Consider the following 14,991-nt stretch of genomic DNA (forward strand, 5'->3'; position numbering starts at 1 on the left):
CCCCGGCCCCTTCGCAAAAGAAAAGGCGGCCTTGCGGCCGCCTTTCAAATCTCCGGGGAAGCAGCCTTGCTCAGGCGGCTTCGTCGTCAGCCGTGAAGACCGGGCCGGAATCCTTGCCCTTGGCATCGACATCGCGATCGACGAACTCGATCACGGCGAGCGGGGCGTTGTCGCCGAAGCGGAAGCCGGCCTTCATGATGCGCAGATAGCCGCCATTGCGCTCCTTGTAGCGCGGGCCGAGGACCGCGAAGAGCTTGCCGACGAGTGCGACATCCTTGATCTGGGCGATCGCCTGACGGCGGGCGTGCAGGTCGCCGCGCTTGGCGAGGGTCACCAGCTTCTCGACGACCGGACGCAGGTCCTTGGCCTTCGGCAGCGTGGTGGTGATCTGCTCATGCTTGATCAGGGCCTGGGACATGTTGGCGAACATCGCCTTGCGATGCTCAACCGAGCGGTTGAAACGACGACCGCGGAAACCGTGACGCATTTGGCTCTCCTGTGATTACGGCCGCCGTGCCACGGTACGGCCGTTCATTATGCTCCGGCGCTCACGCACCGTGCGGGAAACAGGCGCGGAGGCAAGCTCCGCGCCGGCGGGATCAGTAATGCTCTTCGAAGCGCTTCGCCAGCTCTTCGATGTTCTCCGGCGGCCAGCCGGTCACGTCCATGCCGAGATGGAGGCCCATGGTCGCGAGCACTTCCTTGATCTCGTTCAGCGACTTGCGGCCGAAGTTCGGGGTACGAAGCATCTCGCCCTCCGACTTCTGGATCAGGTCGCCGATATAGACGATGTTGTCGTTCTTCAGGCAGTTCGCCGAACGCACCGAAAGCTCGAGCTCGTCGACCTTCTTGAGCAGCGCCGGGTTGAAGGGCAGCTGCGGCGCGGTCGAGACGGCCTCTTCCTTGCGCGGCTCCTCGAAGGTGATGAAGACGGCAAGCTGGTCCTGCAGGATGCGGGCGGCGAGCGCCAGCGCGTCCTCGGGAGTGACCGAGCCGTTGGTCTCGATCTGCAGGGTCAGCATGTCGCGGTCGAGATTCTGGCCCTCACGGGTGTTCTCGACGCGATAGGAGACCTTCTTGACCGGCGAATAGAGGCTGTCGACCGGGATCAGGCCGATCGGTGCATCCTCGGGACGGTTCTGCTCGGACGGGACATAGCCCTTGCCGGTATTGACCGTGAACTCCATGCGGATCTCGGCACCCTCGTCCAGCGTGCAGAGCACGAGCTCGGGGTTGAGGATCGACACATCGCCGACGGTGTTGATGTCACCGGCGGTGACGGTGCCCGGGCCCGACTTGCGCAGGGTCATACGCTTGGGGCCCTCGCCCTGCATCTTGACGGCGATCGCCTTGATGTTGAGGACGATGTCGGTGACGTCCTCGCGAACGCCGGGAATCGACGAGAACTCATGCAGCACGCCGTCGATCTGGACGGCGGTGACCGCAGCGCCCTGAAGCGAGGAGAGCAGCACGCGCCGCAGCGCGTTGCCGAGCGTCATGCCGAAGCCGCGCTCGAGCGGACGAGCGATCACGGTAGCATGGCGCTTGGGGTCGTCTCCGACCTTGATTTCGAGCTTGTTCGGCTTGGACAAATCCTGCCAGTTCTTGCTGATCACGACCGCACTCCTGGTGCTTCATCTCTCGGCGGCGACGGGCCGCCCCGTACCGGCGCCCGCCAGTGCGAGCGCCGCAATCCAATCCGGGCGTCAGACGCGACGGCGCTTGCGCGGCCGGCAGCCATTGTGCGGGATCGGCGTCACGTCGCGGATCGAGGTCACGGTGAAGCCGGCGGCCTGGAGGGCGCGCAGAGCCGATTCACGCCCCGAACCCGGGCCCGTCACCTCGACTTCGAGGGTGCGCATGCCGTGCTCGGCAGCCTTGCGGGCCGCATCCTCGGCCGCGACCTGGGCGGCATAGGGGGTCGACTTGCGCGAACCCTTGAAGCCCATGGTGCCGGCGGACGACCACGAGATCGTGTTGCCCTGGGCGTCGGTGATGGTGATCATGGTGTTGTTGAACGAGGCGTTCACATGCGCGACGCCAGAAACGATGTTCTTGCGTTCACGACGACGAACGCGCTGGGCTTCCTTGGCCATGGTCTTTCTTTCATCCTTCGAGCGCGCCCGTCATGCCAGGCGCTGGGGATGTCGCCTGCCCTTGAACGGGTCAGGCGACGCATAGACAGCGGGCCGGATGACCGGCCCGCCGAAACTCACTTCTTMTTGCCGGCGATCGGCTTGGCCTTGCCCTTGCGGGTGCGCGCATTGGTATGCGTGCGCTGGCCACGGACCGGCAGCGAGCGACGATGACGCAGACCGCGATAGCAGCCGAGATCCATCAGGCGCTTGATGTTCATCGAGACTTCACGACGCAGGTCGCCCTCGACAAGGTAGTCGCGGTCGATCGTCTCACGGATCTGAAGCACCTCCGCGTCGGTCAGCTGGTTGACGCGACGCTCGTCGGCGATGCCGACCTTCTGGCAGATTTCCTTGGCCTTCTGGGCACCGATGCCGTGGATATACTGCAAACCGATGACGACGCGCTTGCCGGTCGGAATGTTAACGCCCGCGATACGAGCCATGGTCTCTTCTCCATTGTCGGCCGAGGCGCCCGATGGCTGCCCGGCAGTGAAAACCTACCCGCGTCCGGTGGAGGCCGGCCCCTGCGAGCGTTGAATCGGCTCCATGCGAGAACGCGACGTCGCCCCTCCTCGCGAAGGTAACGGCATCGCCACATGCAACCGGATGAGGGTCGTTAGTCGGTCGAAGCTCTTGAGTCAACCCGCCGAACTCAGGAATCATGCCAGCTTCCTCGAAGCTGCTCTTACTCGGCCGGCAGGCGGCGTTACGGCTCAGCCCAGCTCAAGCGGACTGCGCCCCGCCCGACCGAAATCGATTCGGCACCTGCCGCAAGCGCGTTCCGGGCTTCGTTGAGCGGGGCGGCATACGCCCTCTTCGAAACAGAAATCCCCGGCGCGACGAGAACCGTCTCCGCCGGGGCTGATATCGCTGACGACAGCAAGGTCAGAAGTACGAGCCCGATGCCGAACCCGTGCCCGCGCATTGCTAAGCGCCGAGTGCCTTGCAGATCGCACCCGTCACCTCGTCGATCGGCTTCATGCCGTCGATCGCAGTGAGCTGGCCACGCTTCGCATAATAGGGCGAAACCACAGCGGTATCGCGGTTATAGGCTTCGAGCCGGGTCTTGAAGACCACCGGATCGTCATCCTTGCGCACCGGTTGCCCGGCCGCCTTCGCCTCTTCGGCACGACGGATGATCCGGTCGACGAGCTTGTCCTGATCGACCGTGAGCTCCAGGACCGCGTCGAGCTTCAGCCCCTTCTGCGCCAGCATGGCGTCGAGCGCCTCGGCCTGGGCCAGCGTGCGCGGAAAGCCGTCGAGGATGAAGCCCCGCTTCGCGTCCGGCTCTTCGATGCGATCGGCAACGATCCCGATGACGATATCGTCCGAGACCAGTCCGCCGGCATCCATCACCGCCTTGGCCTTGAGCCCCACCGGCGTCCCGGCCGCAACCGCGGCCCGGAGCATGTCGCCGGTCGAGAGCTGCGGAATGCCATGCTTCTCGACGATACGGGTTGCCTGAGTACCCTTGCCCGCCCCCGGCGGCCCCAGGAAGATCAATCGCATCAGCGCCTCGCCCCTCGCAACTTCGCCTTCTTGACCAGCCCCTCATACTGGTGGGCCAGCAGATGCCCGTGAACCTGCGCCACGGTATCCATGGTTGTCGTCACCACGATGAGCAGCGAGGTGCCGCCCAGGAGGATGATCGGAATCTGGGCATACGTGATCATGAACTCKGGGATAAGGCAGACAATAGTCAGATAGCCTGCGCCGAGAACGGTGATCCGGGTCAGCACGCGGTCGATATGCTCGGCGGTGCGCTCGCCCGGGCGGATGCCCGGCATGAAGCCGCCATGCTTCTTCAGATTGTCCGCCGTCTCGACCGGATTGAACACGATGGCGGTGTAGAAGAAGCAGAAGAAGATGATCAGCGCGGCGTAGAGGATCATGAACAGCGGCCGGCCATGCGCCAGATAGGTCGCCACCGTCGACAGCATGCCGGTGCCGCCCGAGGCCTGCGAGAAGCTGGCGATCGTCGTCGGCAGCAGCAGCAGCGAGGAGGCGAAGATCGGCGGGATGACGCCCGACGTGTTGAGCTTCAGCGGCAGGAACGAGGTCTGGCCCTCGTACATGCGGTTGCCGACCTGGCGCTTGGGATAGTTGATCAGCAGGCGGCGCTGGGCCCGCTCCATGAACACGCAGAAGGCGATGACGCAGATGGCCATGACCAGGATCAGCAGCAGCAGGCCGGTCGAAATCGCGCCCTGACGGCCAAGCTCGAGGGTCTGGGCGAGCTGCGACGGGAATTCCGCGATGATGCCCGAGAAGATGATCATCGAGGTGCCGTTGCCGATGCCGCGGCTGGTGATCTGTTCACCGAGCCAGAGCAGGAACATCGTACCGCCGACCAGCGTGATCGTCGTCGAGAGCAGGAAGAACGGGCCGGGTTCGAGCACCAGATTGCCGGACCCCTGCAGGCCGACACCGATGCCGTAGGCCTGGAACACGGCCAGCACGAGGGTCAGGTAGCGGGTGTACTGGTTGAGGACCTTGCGGCCCTGCTCGCCTTCCTTCTTCAGCGCCTCGAAGGTCGGCACCACGCTCGACAGGAGCTGGATGATGATCGAGGCCGATATATAGGGCATGATCGCGAGCGCAAAGATCGCCAGTCGCCCGACGGCACCGCCCGAAAACATGTTGAACAGGCCGAGCACGCCGGTCTGCGACTGTTTGAACAGGTCGGCAACGGCGTCGGGGTTCATGCCCGGCAGCGGGATATAGGTACCGAGCCGGTAGACGATGAGCGCCCCCAGCGTGAACCAGATCCGCTTCTTGAGCTCGTCCGCCTTCGCGAGCGCGCCGAAATTCAGGTTTGCCGCAAGCTGTTCAGCCGCCGATGCCATGCGTCCGGTCCTTGATCGKAATAAACGTCAAACAGTCGAACGGCGGCCTAGGCTTCTGGCCTGGCCGCCGTTCGCAATCGCTCATGTAAGCGTCGCTGTCACGCCTGTGAAGCAGCAGCCGCCAGGATCTTGACCGAGCCGCCAGCCTTTTCGATGGCCTCGACCGCCGACTTCGACGCGCCTGCCACTTCGAAGGCAAGCTTCGTCTTCAGTTCGCCGACGCCGAGGATCTTGACGCCGTCGGGGGCCGCCTTCGAGATCACGCCAGCCGCAACCAGCGCCTCGATGGTGACGACGCCCTTGCCGTCGAGCTTGCCGGCCTCGACCGCCTGCTGGATCCGACCGAGATTGACCTCGTTCAGTTCCTTGGCGAAGAGGTTGTGGAAGCCGCGCTTCGGCAGGCGACGATAAAGCGGCATCTGACCGCCTTCGAAGCCCTTGACCGCCACGCCGGCACGGGCCTTCTGACCCTTGACGCCGCGTCCACCAGTCTTGCCCTTGCCGGAGCCGATACCACGGCCGACACGGATGCGGGACTTGTGGGCGCCTTCGTTGTCACGAATGTCTGTGAGTTTCATCGGACAATCCCCCTCACTTCGCGTCGACGACGCGGACGAGGTGCTTGACCTTCTCGATCATGCCACGGACGGAAGCGGTGTCCTGCAGGGTCGATTGGCGGCGGATCTTGTTCAGGCCGAGACCGATCAGGGTCTGGCGCTGCGAGGCCTCACGGCGGATCGGGCTACCGATCTGCTCGACGACCACGGTCTTTTCAGCTTTTGCCATGGTGCAGCCCTCACGCTTCGGCCGCGGCGTCGGTGCCGGCATCGCGACGACGCGACTGCAGGGCCGAAACCTTCAGGCTGCGGCGCGCGGCGACGCCACGCGGGCTGTCCTCGTTCTTGAGCGCCGAGAAGGTGGCGCGCACGAGGTTGTAGGGGTTCGACGAACCGAGCGACTTCGACACGACATCCTGCATGCCAACCGCCTCGAAGACGGCGCGCATCGGACCACCGGCGATGATGCCGGTACCGGCCGGAGCTGCACGCAGCACGACGCGACCGGCGCCGTGGCGGCCCTGGACGTCGTGATGGAGCGTGCGGCCTTCGCGCAGCGGAATGCGGACCAGCCCGCGCTTGGCGGCTTCAGTCGCCTTGCGGATGGCTTCCGGCACTTCGCGAGCCTTGCCATGGCCGAAGCCGACGCGGCCCTTCTGGTCACCGACGACGACGAGGGCAGCAAAGCCGAAACGACGGCCGCCCTTCACCACCTTGGCGACGCGATTGATGTGGACCAGACGATCCACGAATTCCGAATCGCGCTCTTCGCGATCCTGACGGTCACGAGGTTCTCTCGCCATGTCATCCTCTTACTTGCGCGGACGCTGCCTGATGCAGCGCCGCTCGCTCGAGCATCCCGGATGGGATGTCAGAAGTTCAGTCCGGCCTCGCGGGCCGCATCGGCAAGCGCCTTGACGCGACCATGATACATGTAGGAGCCGCGATCGAAGACCACGTCCTTCACGCCGGCCTTGACCGCACGCTCGGCAACCAACTTGCCGATCGTGGCCGCAGCCTCGACATTCGCGCCCGACTTGATGTCGCCGCGGATGTCCTTGTCCAGGCTCGAGGCCGACGCGAGGGTGATGCCCTTCGCGTCGTCGATGACCTGGGCATAGATCTGCTTGCCGGTGCGATGCACCGACAGGCGAGCGCGGCCATTGGCGACCGCCTTGATGGCGCGACGGACACGGGCCCGGCGGCGCGCAGTGTTTTCTGTCTGCTTGCTCATGGCTCGCGTCCTTACTTCTTCTTCCCTTCCTTGCGGAAGATGAATTCGCCGGCGTACTTGACGCCCTTGCCCTTGTAGGGCTCGGGACCGCGATAGTCGCGGATCTCAGCGGCGGTCTGGCCGACCACCTGCTTGTCGATGCCGGTGATGACGATTTCAGTCGGCTTCGGCGTGACGATCGCGACCCCGGCCGGGATCGCATAGTCGATGTCGTGGCTGTAGCCGAGCGACAGCTTGAGCACCTTGCCGGTGACGGCGGCCTTGTAGCCGACGCCGTTGATCTCAAGCTTCTTCTCGAAGCCGTTGGTGACGCCCGTCACCAGATTGGCGACGCGAGCCCGGGACGTGCCCCAGAGCGAGCGCGCACGCTTGCTCTGCGAGCGCGGCTGAACGGCGATGGCGCCGTTCTCGAGCGCAACCGAGACATCATCGGGCACGGAGAAGGAGAGTTCCCCCTTCGAGCCCTTGATGCTCACGAGCTGGCCGGACACGTTGGCGGTTACGCCAGCGGGAACCGGAACAGGCTTTTTACCGATACGAGACATTGGATTTCTCCTGATGAGCGGCGCAGAAGGTCAGAAGACCTTGCAAAGCACTTCGCCGCCCACGTTCTGCTCGCGGGCAAGATGATCGGGCATCACGCCCTTCGGCGTGGAGACGATGGTCACGCCGAGGCCGTCGGCCACGCGCGGCATCGTGTCCACCGAAGAGTAGACGCGGCGGCCGGGCTTCGAGACCCGAGAGATGGCACGGATGACCGGCTGCCCCTCATGGTACTTCAGCTCGATGTCGAACTCGGTCCGGCCATTGCCGAACTCGGTCGTGGAATAGCCGCGGATGTAACCCTCGGCCTGAAGCACGTCGAGCACGCGGGCACGAAGCTTCGAGCCCGGGGTGGTCACGCGCGACTTGCGCCGCATCTGCGCATTGCGGATGCGGGTCAGCATATCGCCAAGCGGATCAATGATCGCCATGATGCGTCCTCCTCACCAGCTCGACTTGACGAGGCCGGGAACCAGCCCCTTGTTGCCGAGCTCGCGCAGAGCAACGCGCGACATCTTCAGCTTGCGATACACGGCGCGCGGACGGCCGGTCACTTCGCAGCGGTTGCGCACCCGGTTTGCAGCCGAGTTGCGCGGCAGTTCAGCCAGCTTGAGGCGAGCAAGGAAGCGCTCGTCCATGGACTGGCTCTCGTCATTCGCGATCGCGAGAAGACGCGCCCGCTTGCCCGCGTACTTCTTCACGAGCTGCCTGCGGTGTTCGTTCTTCTCGACGGAGCTTTTCTTAGCCATCGATCTCTCCTGGTTTCCGCGTATGAGCGGTAAGGCTCACTGCCGGAACGGGAAGTTGAAGTGCTTGAGCAGAGCGCGCGCTTCGTCGTCCGACTTCGCAGTCGTGCAGACGATCACGTCCATGCCCCAGACCTGGTCGACCTTGTCGTAGTTGATCTCAGGGAACACGATGTGCTCCTTGATGCCGAGCGCGAAATTGCCGCGCCCGTCGAACGACTTCGGGTTGAGACCACGGAAGTCGCGCACGCGCGGCAAGGCGATGGTGACGAGCCGGTCGACGAACTCGAACATCTTGGTCTTGCGCAGCGTGACCTTGCAGCCAACCGCCATGTTCTCGCGCAGCTTGAAGCCGGCGATGGCGAGGCGGGACTTGGTGATGACCGGCCTCTGACCGGCGATCATGGCGAGGTCGCCAGCTGCACTGTCGACCTTTTTACGGTCGGCAGTCGCTTCGCCCACGCCCATGTTGATGACGACCTTCTCGATCGTCGGGACTTCCATCACGTTCTTGTAGCCGAACTCGGCGATCATCGCCGGACGAACGACGTCCTCGTAATGCTTCTTCATGCGCGGCGTGAGAGCCGCCTGCTGATTCTCAGCCATCGATCAGATCTCCCGAACGCTTGGCGAAACGCACCTTGCGGCCGTCATCGAGCACCTTGAAACCGACGCGGGTCGGCTTGCCGTCCTTGGGATCGGCGACGGCCAGGTTCGACAGATCGATCGTGGCCTCCTTGCTGATGATGCCACCCTCGGACTGTGCCGAGGCCTTGGTGTGCTTCTTCACGAGGTTGACGCCACGCACCACGGCGCGGGCATCCTTCGGCAGCACCTGGAGCACTTCGCCGGCCTTGCCCTTGTCACGGCCGGCCAACACGACGACCTTGTCGCCCTTCTTGATCTTCGCAGCCATTACAGCACCTCTGGCGCAAGCGAGATGATCTTCATGTGGTTCTTGGCGCGAAGTTCGCGCGGAACCGGTCCGAAGATACGGGTGCCCACCGGCTCCTTCTGGTTGTTGATCAGCACGGCCGCATTGCGGTCGAAACGGATCACCGAACCATCGGCGCGCTTCACGTCCTTAGCGGTCCGAACGACKACCGCCTTCATGACGTCGCCCTTCTTCACGCGGCCGCGGGGAATGGCTTCCTTGATCGAAACGACGATAATATCACCGACACCGGCGTATTTCCGCTTCGACCCGCCGAGAACCTTGATGCACATCACACGACGGGCGCCGGAGTTATCCGCGACCTCGAGATTCGTCTGCACCTGGATCATGGCCTTGATCCTTCCAAACTGTATCAGCGCGGTTTCCGGGCGCGGCGTCAGCGCCGACCCGGACTACGACTGACGGGGGTCGATCGCCCCCTGGCCTCAATAAAGTGACTTACGCCTTAGGAGCGTTGTCGAGCACAACCCAGCTTTTCAGCTTGGAAATGGGCTTGGATTCCTCAATCCAGACCGAATCCCCAACCTTGAACGTCTGCGCCTCATCGTGGGCGTGATAGTTCTTGGTCCGGCGAACAGTCTTCTTGAGGAGCGGGTGCGTATAACGCCGCTCGACCTTCACCACAACAGTTTTGTTCTGCTTGTCGCTAACGACGACGCCCTGCAGCACGCGCTTCGGCATTGTCCTACTCCTCAGGCGCTCGCCGCAACGGTCTTCGACCGCTGCAGCGTCTTGATGCGAGCGATATCCTTGCGCACCTCAGTCACCCGAGCGGTATTCTCGAGCTGGCCGGTAGCGCGTTGGAAACGCAGGTTAAACTGCTCCTTCTTCAGCTTCAGGAGTTCGTCCTGGAGCTGGTCGACACTCATCACCTTGAGATCGGACAGGCGTTGCGTAGCTTTCATGTCGCCCTCCTTACTCGGCGATGCGCTGGATGAAGCGGGTCTTGATCGGCAGCTTGGCGGCGCCGAGACGAAGCGCCTCGCGCGCCGTCTCCTCTTCCACCCCGTCGATCTCGAACATGATTCGCCCAGGCTTGACCTTGGCTGCCCAGAATTCAGGGGCGCCCTTGCCCTTGCCCATGCGGACTTCGGTCGGCTTCTTCGAAACTGGCACGTCCGGGAAGATCCGGATCCAGACGCGGCCAGCACGCTTCATGGCGCGAGTGATCGCACGACGGGCAGCTTCGATCTGACGGGCCGTGACGCGCTCAGGCATCAGGGCCTTCAGGCCGAACTGGCCGAAATTGAGGTCCGTGCCGCCCTTGGCAACGCCTGAGATGCGTCCCTTGAACTGCTTGCGGAACTTGGTTCGCTTTGGTTGCAACATGGCTCTTCTCGATCAGCCTTACGCAGCCTGCTCGCGACGATCGCGACCGCCGGAGCGACCACCTTCGTCAGAGAGACGCTTGTCCTGGGCCATCGGGTCGTGTTCGAGGATCTCGCCCTTGAAGATCCAGACCTTGATGCCGCACGTGCCGTAGGTGGTGAAGGCGGTGCCGACACCGTAATCCACATCGGCGCGCAGCGTGTGCAGCGGCACGCGGCCTTCGCGGTACCATTCCAGGCGCGCGATTTCCGCGCCGCCGAGACGACCCGAGCAGTTGATGCGGATGCCCTCGGCGCCCAGACGCATGGCCGACTGAACGGCCCGCTTCATGGCGCGACGGAACGCGACGCGACGCTCGAGCTGCTGAGCGATGGAGTCGGCCACCAGGGTGGCGTCGATCTCGGGCTTGCGGACCTCGACGATGTTGATCGTCACATCGGCCTTGGTCAGCTTCGAGACTTCCTTGCGCAGCTTCTCGATATCGGCGCCCTTCTTGCCGATCACCACGCCCGGACGAGCCGAGTGGATGGTGACGCGGCACTTCTTGTGCGGGCGCTCGATGATGATCTTGGAGACCGCCGCCTGCTTCAGCAGCTTCATCAGCGCGGCGCGGATCTTCATGTCTTCGTGCAGCAGCTGACCGTACTCACCCTTCTGCGCGAACCAGCGCGAGTCCCAGGTGCGGTTGATGCCGAGGCGAAGGCCGATCGGATTGATTTTCTGACCCATCGTTCTCTCCTCAGGCCTTGGCCGCCTGGACTTCGCGCACCACGATCGTGATGTTCGCGAAGGGCTTCATGATCCGGGCTCCACGGCCGCGGGCGCGGGCATGGAAGCGCTTCATGACCAGGGCCTTGCCGACGAAAGCCTGCGCAACGACGAGATCGTCGACGTCGAGATCATGATTGTTCTCGGCGTTGGCGATGGCGCTCTGCAGACACTTGCGAACGTCGAGCGAGATCCGCTTACGCGAGAACTCGAGATCGGCGAGCGCGGTCGAGACCTTCTTGCCACGGATGAGCTGAGCGACGAGGTTCAGCTTCTGCGGGCTGACGCGAAGGTTGCGGGCAACCGCAACGGCTTCGTTCTCCGGCAGCGCACGGGGGGCGGATGGCTTACCCATGGCTTACTTCCTCTTCGCCTTCTTGTCGGCAGCGTGGCCGTGGAAGGTGCGCGTCGGCGAGAACTCGCCGAACTTGTGGCCCACCATTTCCTCGGACACGTTCACCGGCACATGCTTGTGACCGTTGTAGACGCCGAACGTCAGACCGACGAACTGCGGAAGGATCGTGGAGCGGCGGCTCCAGATCTTGATCACCTCGGCCCGGCTCGCCGAACGGGCGACCTCGGCCTTTTTCAGAAGGTATCCGTCGACAAACGGACCTTTCCAAATCGAACGCGCCATGACGGACCTCAGTTCTTCTTCTTGCGGGCGTGACGGCTCGACACGATGAACGTATCGGTCCGCTTATTCGAGCGGGTCTTCTTGCCCTTGGTCGGCAGTCCCCACGGCGTGACCGGGTGACGACCGCCCGAGGTACGACCCTCACCACCACCATGCGGGTGGTCGACCGGGTTCATCGAGACGCCGCGGTTATGCGGACGACGGCCGAGCCAGCGCGAGCGACCGGCCTTGCCCATGTTGGTGTTCATGTGGTCGGGGTTCGAAACCGCGCCCACCGTAGCATAGCACAGGCCGCTGATCAGGCGCTGTTCGCCCGAGTTCAGGCGGACGATGACATAGCCCTGGTCGCGACCGACGATCTGGGCGTAGTTGCCTGCAGACCGCGCCAGCGCCCCACCCTTGCCGATCTTGAGCTCGACATTGTGGACGATGGTGCCGATCGGCATCGCGCCCATCGGCGAAGCATTGCCGGGCTTGATGTCGACCTGGTCGCCGGAGATCACGCTGTCGCCGACCGCCAGGCGCTGCGGCGCCAGGATGTAGGCCTGCTCGCCATCAGCGTACTTGAGCAGCGCGATGAAGGCGGTGCGGTTCGGATCATACTCGATCCGCTCCACGGTCGCCGCCACGCCCGGCTTGCCGMGACGCTTGAAGTCGACGATCCGGTAGCTCTGCTTATGTCCACCGCCACGGAAACGAACCGTGATGCGGCCGAGATTGTTGCGCCCACCCTTCGAGGACTTACCCTCGGTGAGAGCCTTGACCGGCTTGCCCTTGTAGAGCTCGCTGCGGTCGACGATCACGAGCTGGCGAAGGCTCGGCGTGATCGGCTTGAAACTTTTCAAAGCCATGATGACGATCCTTCCTCAGAGGCCCGTGGTCACGTCGATCGAGTGACCTTCTTCGAGGGTCACTACGGCCTTCTTGACGTCCGAACGCTGTCCGAGCCGGCCCCGGAAGACCTTGACCTTGCCTTCGGTGACGAGCGTATTGACGCTCTTCACCTTGACATCGAACAACTTCTCGATAGCCGCCTTGATCTGCGGCTTGGTCGCGGTCTTCGCGACCTTGAAGACGACTTTGTTATGCTCGGAGAGCATGGTCGCCTTTTCGGTGATCACCGGGCCACGAATGACATCGTAGTGGCGCGGATCCAGGTTCTTTGCAGACTGGCTCATTTGAAGCGCGCCTCCAGCGCATCGACAGCCGAGCGCGTCAGCACAAGCTTATCGCGACGCAGGATGTCGTAGACGTTGATGCCCTGAACCGGCAGGACGTCGACGTTCGGGATCGAACGCGCGGCCAGGCCGAAGTTCACATCGATCTCGGCGCCGCCGATCACCAGCGCGCTGGACAGATCCAGCTTGCCGAAGTGACCGAGCAGGACCTTGGTCTTCGGCTCGGCGAGCGTGACGTCGTCGATGATGATCAGGCCGGCGTCCTTGGCCTTGGCCGAGAGCGCATGGCGCAGAGCCAGGGCACGGACCTTCTTCGGCAGATCATGCGCATGATCACGCACGATCGGACCGAAGGCCTTGCCGCCGCCGCGGAACTGCGGAGCCGAAGCTGCACCGTGACGAGCGCCACCGGTGCCCTTCTGCTTGTAGATCTTCTTGCGGGTGCGATCGACTTCCGAACGCCCCTTGGACTTGTGGGTCCCGGCGCGACGCTTGGCGAGCTGGTAGCGCACCATGCGGGCGAGAAGATCGGCGCGCGGCTCAAGACCGAAGATCGAGTCCGAAAGCTCGACCGAGCCGGCATTGCCGCCCTCGAGAGTGGTGATATCGAGCTTCATCACGCGTTCTCCTCAACTGCTTCAGCCGCAGGAGCCTGCGTGGTTTCGCCAGCAACCTTGAACTTGCCAGGAAGCGGCGCATCCTTCGGCAGGGCGCGCTTGACGGCGTCGCGGACGTGGATCCAGCCGCCGGCAACGCCGGGAACGGCGCCCTCGACCAGGATCAGGCCGCGCTCGGCGTCCGTCTGGACGACGCGCAGGTTCTGCGTGGTCACGCGCTCGGCACCGAGATGGCCCGGCATCTTCTTGTTCTTGAAGGTCTTGCCGGGGTCCTGACGACCACCGGTCGAACCGATCGAACGATGCGAGACCGAGACACCGTGCGTGGCCCGCAGACCGCCGAAGTTCCAGCGCTTCATACCGCCGGCAAAACCCTTACCGGTGGTGGTGCCGCTGACATCGACGAACTGGCCGACGACGAAGTGATCGGCAGTCAGCTCGGCGCCGACGGGGATCAACGCATCGTTGCTGACGCGGAACTCCACGACCTGGCGCTTGGGCTCGACCTTGGCCACGGCAAAATGACCGCGCTCAGCCTTCGAGACGTTCTTGACCTTGGCCAAGCCCGACCCGAGCTGAACGGCGACATAGCCGTTCTTCTCGATCGTGCGATGCGCGACAACCTGACAGCTGTCGAGCTTCAGCACGGTGACTGGGATGTGTTCACCGGCATCCGTGAAGATGCGGGTCATCCCGACTTTCTGTGCAATCACACCGGAACGCATCGGTGCATACCTTCTCTTGGGGTCATGTCCATCCGGGGTATCCGGAAACAGAGGACCCGACGATGGATCAGAGCTTGATTTCGACGTCGACGCCGGCGGCGAGATCGAGCTTCATGAGGGCGTCGACCGTCTGGGGGGTCGGATCGACGATGTCCAGGACCCGCTTGTGGGTCCGCATTTCGAACTGCTCGCGCGACTTCTTGTCGATGTGGGGCGAGCGGTTGACCGTGAACTTCTCGATAAGCGTCGGCAGCGGGATGGGCCCGCGAACCTGGGCGCCTGTCCGCTTCGCCGTCGACACGATCTCGCGCGTGGAGGCGTCGAGGATGCGGTGGTCGAACGCCTTGAGGCGGATCCGGATGTTCTGACCGTTCATGGTCTTGTTCTCTCCGTGACGTGAAAAGGCAAAGGCCCTTGGAAGGGCCTTCGCCCTCACGAAAACGCGTTACGCGATGATGCTGGCGACGACGCCGGCGCCGACGGTCCTGCCGCCTTCGCGGATGGCGAAGCGCAGCTTCTCCTCCATCGCGATCGGCACGATCAGGTGCACTTCCATGGTGATGTTGTCACCAGGCATCACCATCTCGGTGCCCTCAGGCAGGTGCACCACGCCGGTCACGTCCGTCGTGCGGAAGTAGAACTGCGGGCGGTAGTTGGTGAAGAACGGCGTATGGCGGCCGCCCTCTTCCTTCGTCAGGATGTAGGCCTCGGCCTTGAA

28 protein-coding genes are annotated in these 14,991 nt (G+C 63.7%); all 28 read right to left on the minus strand.

Going from position 1 to position 14,991, the window contains the following annotated elements; genetic code table 11:
* Positions 1-70: 70 nt before the first annotated feature.
* Entirely contained in the window at positions 71-487 is a 417-nt protein-coding gene (rplQ, locus tag AC1DIO_RS27785) for a 50S ribosomal protein L17 (RefSeq protein ID WP_113517762.1), read from the minus strand.
* A gap of 112 nt (positions 488-599) precedes the next feature.
* A complete protein-coding gene (locus AC1DIO_RS27790) occupies positions 600-1,616 on the minus strand; it encodes a DNA-directed RNA polymerase subunit alpha (protein WP_043237077.1) in 1,017 nt (338 codons plus the stop codon).
* A gap of 90 nt (positions 1,617-1,706) precedes the next feature.
* Entirely contained in the window at positions 1,707-2,096 is a 390-nt protein-coding gene (rpsK, locus tag AC1DIO_RS27795) for a 30S ribosomal protein S11 (RefSeq protein WP_043237079.1), read from the minus strand.
* Positions 2,097-2,212: 116 nt separating this feature from the next.
* Positions 2,213-2,581, minus strand: coding sequence for a 30S ribosomal protein S13 (rpsM, locus tag AC1DIO_RS27800; RefSeq protein WP_476854400.1), 369 nt, complete (start codon positions 2,579-2,581; stop codon positions 2,213-2,215).
* 484 nt (positions 2,582-3,065) lie between these two features.
* Complete coding sequence (locus tag AC1DIO_RS27805) at positions 3,066-3,647, minus strand: adenylate kinase (protein WP_441508489.1); 582 nt, start codon at positions 3,645-3,647, stop codon at positions 3,066-3,068.
* A complete protein-coding gene (gene secY / locus AC1DIO_RS27810; protein ID WP_069880173.1) occupies positions 3,647-4,984 on the minus strand; it encodes a preprotein translocase subunit SecY in 1,338 nt (445 codons plus the stop codon). The genes AC1DIO_RS27805 and secY overlap by 1 nt, the downstream gene beginning before the upstream one ends.
* Positions 4,985-5,082: 98 nt before the next feature.
* Positions 5,083-5,562 carry a 50S ribosomal protein L15 gene (gene rplO, locus AC1DIO_RS27815; protein ID WP_069880172.1) on the minus strand — a complete coding sequence of 160 codons (480 nt, stop codon included), beginning with the start codon at positions 5,560-5,562 and terminating at the stop codon, positions 5,083-5,085.
* A gap of 13 nt (positions 5,563-5,575) precedes the next feature.
* Positions 5,576-5,770 carry a 50S ribosomal protein L30 gene (gene rpmD, locus AC1DIO_RS27820; protein ID WP_069882649.1) on the minus strand — a complete coding sequence of 65 codons (195 nt, stop codon included), beginning with the start codon at positions 5,768-5,770 and terminating at the stop codon, positions 5,576-5,578.
* Between the two features lie 10 nt (positions 5,771-5,780).
* Positions 5,781-6,344, minus strand: a complete 564-nt coding sequence (rpsE, locus tag AC1DIO_RS27825) for a 30S ribosomal protein S5 (protein ID WP_113517766.1) — start codon at positions 6,342-6,344, stop codon at positions 5,781-5,783.
* Positions 6,345-6,412: 68 nt separating this feature from the next.
* Positions 6,413-6,775 carry a 50S ribosomal protein L18 gene (rplR, locus tag AC1DIO_RS27830; protein WP_441493285.1) on the minus strand — a complete coding sequence of 121 codons (363 nt, stop codon included), beginning with the start codon at positions 6,773-6,775 and terminating at the stop codon, positions 6,413-6,415.
* Positions 6,776-6,786: 11 nt separating this feature from the next.
* Positions 6,787-7,320 carry a 50S ribosomal protein L6 gene (rplF, locus tag AC1DIO_RS27835; protein WP_043237092.1) on the minus strand — a complete coding sequence of 178 codons (534 nt, stop codon included), beginning with the start codon at positions 7,318-7,320 and terminating at the stop codon, positions 6,787-6,789.
* A gap of 30 nt (positions 7,321-7,350) precedes the next feature.
* The gene (gene rpsH, locus AC1DIO_RS27840; RefSeq protein ID WP_043237093.1) at positions 7,351-7,749 is read right to left on the minus strand and encodes a 30S ribosomal protein S8; all 399 of its coding nucleotides are present in this window, start codon (positions 7,747-7,749) and stop codon (positions 7,351-7,353) included.
* 12 nt (positions 7,750-7,761) lie between these two features.
* Complete coding sequence (gene rpsN, locus AC1DIO_RS27845) at positions 7,762-8,067, minus strand: 30S ribosomal protein S14 (RefSeq protein WP_043237095.1); 306 nt, start codon at positions 8,065-8,067, stop codon at positions 7,762-7,764.
* 36 nt (positions 8,068-8,103) lie between these two features.
* A complete protein-coding gene (gene rplE / locus AC1DIO_RS27850; protein ID WP_043237096.1) occupies positions 8,104-8,670 on the minus strand; it encodes a 50S ribosomal protein L5 in 567 nt (188 codons plus the stop codon).
* Entirely contained in the window at positions 8,663-8,980 is a 318-nt protein-coding gene (rplX, locus tag AC1DIO_RS27855) for a 50S ribosomal protein L24 (RefSeq protein WP_043237098.1), read from the minus strand. The genes rplE and rplX overlap by 8 nt, the downstream gene beginning before the upstream one ends.
* Positions 8,980-9,348 carry a 50S ribosomal protein L14 gene (gene rplN, locus AC1DIO_RS27860; RefSeq protein ID WP_043237099.1) on the minus strand — a complete coding sequence of 123 codons (369 nt, stop codon included), beginning with the start codon at positions 9,346-9,348 and terminating at the stop codon, positions 8,980-8,982. The genes rplX and rplN overlap by 1 nt, the downstream gene beginning before the upstream one ends.
* A 109-nt stretch (positions 9,349-9,457) precedes the next feature.
* Positions 9,458-9,700, minus strand: coding sequence for a 30S ribosomal protein S17 (gene rpsQ, locus AC1DIO_RS27865; RefSeq protein ID WP_043237101.1), 243 nt, complete (start codon positions 9,698-9,700; stop codon positions 9,458-9,460).
* 11 nt (positions 9,701-9,711) lie between these two features.
* Positions 9,712-9,924, minus strand: a complete 213-nt coding sequence (gene rpmC, locus AC1DIO_RS27870; RefSeq protein WP_043237102.1) for a 50S ribosomal protein L29 — start codon at positions 9,922-9,924, stop codon at positions 9,712-9,714.
* 10 nt (positions 9,925-9,934) lie between these two features.
* Positions 9,935-10,348 carry a 50S ribosomal protein L16 gene (rplP, locus tag AC1DIO_RS27875; RefSeq protein ID WP_043237103.1) on the minus strand — a complete coding sequence of 138 codons (414 nt, stop codon included), beginning with the start codon at positions 10,346-10,348 and terminating at the stop codon, positions 9,935-9,937.
* Positions 10,349-10,366: 18 nt separating this feature from the next.
* Positions 10,367-11,077 (minus strand): 30S ribosomal protein S3, encoded by a 711-nt coding sequence (gene rpsC, locus AC1DIO_RS27880; protein WP_043237104.1) that lies wholly within the window; start codon positions 11,075-11,077, stop codon positions 10,367-10,369.
* Positions 11,078-11,087: 10 nt separating this feature from the next.
* Entirely contained in the window at positions 11,088-11,471 is a 384-nt protein-coding gene (gene rplV, locus AC1DIO_RS27885; RefSeq protein WP_043237105.1) for a 50S ribosomal protein L22, read from the minus strand.
* A gap of 3 nt (positions 11,472-11,474) precedes the next feature.
* Positions 11,475-11,753: a 30S ribosomal protein S19 gene (gene rpsS, locus AC1DIO_RS27890; RefSeq protein ID WP_043237107.1), complete on the minus strand. Its 279-nt coding sequence runs from the start codon at positions 11,751-11,753 to the stop codon at positions 11,475-11,477.
* Between the two features lie 8 nt (positions 11,754-11,761).
* On the minus strand, positions 11,762-12,604 hold the full coding sequence (gene rplB, locus AC1DIO_RS27895; protein WP_476854401.1) for a 50S ribosomal protein L2: 843 nt from the start codon (positions 12,602-12,604) through the stop codon (positions 11,762-11,764).
* A 15-nt stretch (positions 12,605-12,619) separates the two neighbouring features.
* Positions 12,620-12,931, minus strand: a complete 312-nt coding sequence (locus tag AC1DIO_RS27900; RefSeq protein WP_043237110.1) for a 50S ribosomal protein L23 — start codon at positions 12,929-12,931, stop codon at positions 12,620-12,622.
* Positions 12,928-13,548, minus strand: a complete 621-nt coding sequence (gene rplD, locus AC1DIO_RS27905; RefSeq protein ID WP_069880165.1) for a 50S ribosomal protein L4 — start codon at positions 13,546-13,548, stop codon at positions 12,928-12,930. The genes AC1DIO_RS27900 and rplD overlap by 4 nt, the downstream gene beginning before the upstream one ends.
* A complete protein-coding gene (gene rplC, locus AC1DIO_RS27910) occupies positions 13,548-14,273 on the minus strand; it encodes a 50S ribosomal protein L3 (protein ID WP_113517770.1) in 726 nt (241 codons plus the stop codon). Before rplC ends, rplD begins: the two co-directional genes overlap by 1 nt.
* A 67-nt stretch (positions 14,274-14,340) precedes the next feature.
* Positions 14,341-14,649, minus strand: a complete 309-nt coding sequence (gene rpsJ, locus AC1DIO_RS27915; RefSeq protein WP_043237115.1) for a 30S ribosomal protein S10 — start codon at positions 14,647-14,649, stop codon at positions 14,341-14,343.
* Positions 14,650-14,718: 69 nt separating this feature from the next.
* On the minus strand, positions 14,719-14,991 hold a 273-nt coding region (locus AC1DIO_RS27920; RefSeq protein WP_473965330.1), incomplete at its 5' end, for an EF-Tu C-terminal domain-related protein.

This window comes from Allobosea sp. 05T439, from assembly GCF_056396005.1.

What these genes read in the sequence shown, in the direction of transcription:
- rplQ (WP_113517762.1), bottom strand. Translation starts at nt 487, where the DNA reads ATGCGTCACGGTTTCCGCGGTCGTCGTTTCAACCGCTCGGTTGAGCAT.
- rpsK (WP_043237079.1), bottom strand. Translation starts at nt 2,096, where the DNA reads ATGGCCAAGGAAGCCCAGCGCGTTCGTCGTCGTGAACGCAAGAACATC.
- AC1DIO_RS27805 (WP_441508489.1), bottom strand. Translation starts at nt 3,647, where the DNA reads ATGCGATTGATCTTCCTGGGGCCGCCGGGGGCGGGCAAGGGTACTCAG.
- rplO (WP_069880172.1), bottom strand. Translation starts at nt 5,562, where the DNA reads ATGAAACTCACAGACATTCGTGACAACGAAGGCGCCCACAAGTCCCGC.
- rpmD (WP_069882649.1), bottom strand. Translation starts at nt 5,770, where the DNA reads ATGGCAAAAGCTGAAAAGACCGTGGTCGTCGAGCAGATCGGTAGCCCG.
- rpsE (WP_113517766.1), bottom strand. Translation starts at nt 6,344, where the DNA reads ATGGCGAGAGAACCTCGTGACCGTCAGGATCGCGAAGAGCGCGATTCG.
- rplR (WP_441493285.1), bottom strand. Translation starts at nt 6,775, where the DNA reads ATGAGCAAGCAGACAGAAAACACTGCGCGCCGCCGGGCCCGTGTCCGT.
- rplF (WP_043237092.1), bottom strand. Translation starts at nt 7,320, where the DNA reads ATGTCTCGTATCGGTAAAAAGCCTGTTCCGGTTCCCGCTGGCGTAACC.
- rpsH (WP_043237093.1), bottom strand. Translation starts at nt 7,749, where the DNA reads ATGGCGATCATTGATCCGCTTGGCGATATGCTGACCCGCATCCGCAAT.
- rpsN (WP_043237095.1), bottom strand. Translation starts at nt 8,067, where the DNA reads ATGGCTAAGAAAAGCTCCGTCGAGAAGAACGAACACCGCAGGCAGCTC.
- rplE (WP_043237096.1), bottom strand. Translation starts at nt 8,670, where the DNA reads ATGGCTGAGAATCAGCAGGCGGCTCTCACGCCGCGCATGAAGAAGCAT.
- rplX (WP_043237098.1), bottom strand. Translation starts at nt 8,980, where the DNA reads ATGGCTGCGAAGATCAAGAAGGGCGACAAGGTCGTCGTGTTGGCCGGC.
- rpsQ (WP_043237101.1), bottom strand. Translation starts at nt 9,700, where the DNA reads ATGCCGAAGCGCGTGCTGCAGGGCGTCGTCGTTAGCGACAAGCAGAAC.
- rpmC (WP_043237102.1), bottom strand. Translation starts at nt 9,924, where the DNA reads ATGAAAGCTACGCAACGCCTGTCCGATCTCAAGGTGATGAGTGTCGAC.
- rplP (WP_043237103.1), bottom strand. Translation starts at nt 10,348, where the DNA reads ATGTTGCAACCAAAGCGAACCAAGTTCCGCAAGCAGTTCAAGGGACGC.
- rpsC (WP_043237104.1), bottom strand. Translation starts at nt 11,077, where the DNA reads ATGGGTCAGAAAATCAATCCGATCGGCCTTCGCCTCGGCATCAACCGC.
- rplV (WP_043237105.1), bottom strand. Translation starts at nt 11,471, where the DNA reads ATGGGTAAGCCATCCGCCCCCCGTGCGCTGCCGGAGAACGAAGCCGTT.
- rpsS (WP_043237107.1), bottom strand. Translation starts at nt 11,753, where the DNA reads ATGGCGCGTTCGATTTGGAAAGGTCCGTTTGTCGACGGATACCTTCTG.
- AC1DIO_RS27900 (WP_043237110.1), bottom strand. Translation starts at nt 12,931, where the DNA reads ATGAGCCAGTCTGCAAAGAACCTGGATCCGCGCCACTACGATGTCATT.
- rplD (WP_069880165.1), bottom strand. Translation starts at nt 13,548, where the DNA reads ATGAAGCTCGATATCACCACTCTCGAGGGCGGCAATGCCGGCTCGGTC.
- rplC (WP_113517770.1), bottom strand. Translation starts at nt 14,273, where the DNA reads ATGCGTTCCGGTGTGATTGCACAGAAAGTCGGGATGACCCGCATCTTC.
- rpsJ (WP_043237115.1), bottom strand. Translation starts at nt 14,649, where the DNA reads ATGAACGGTCAGAACATCCGGATCCGCCTCAAGGCGTTCGACCACCGC.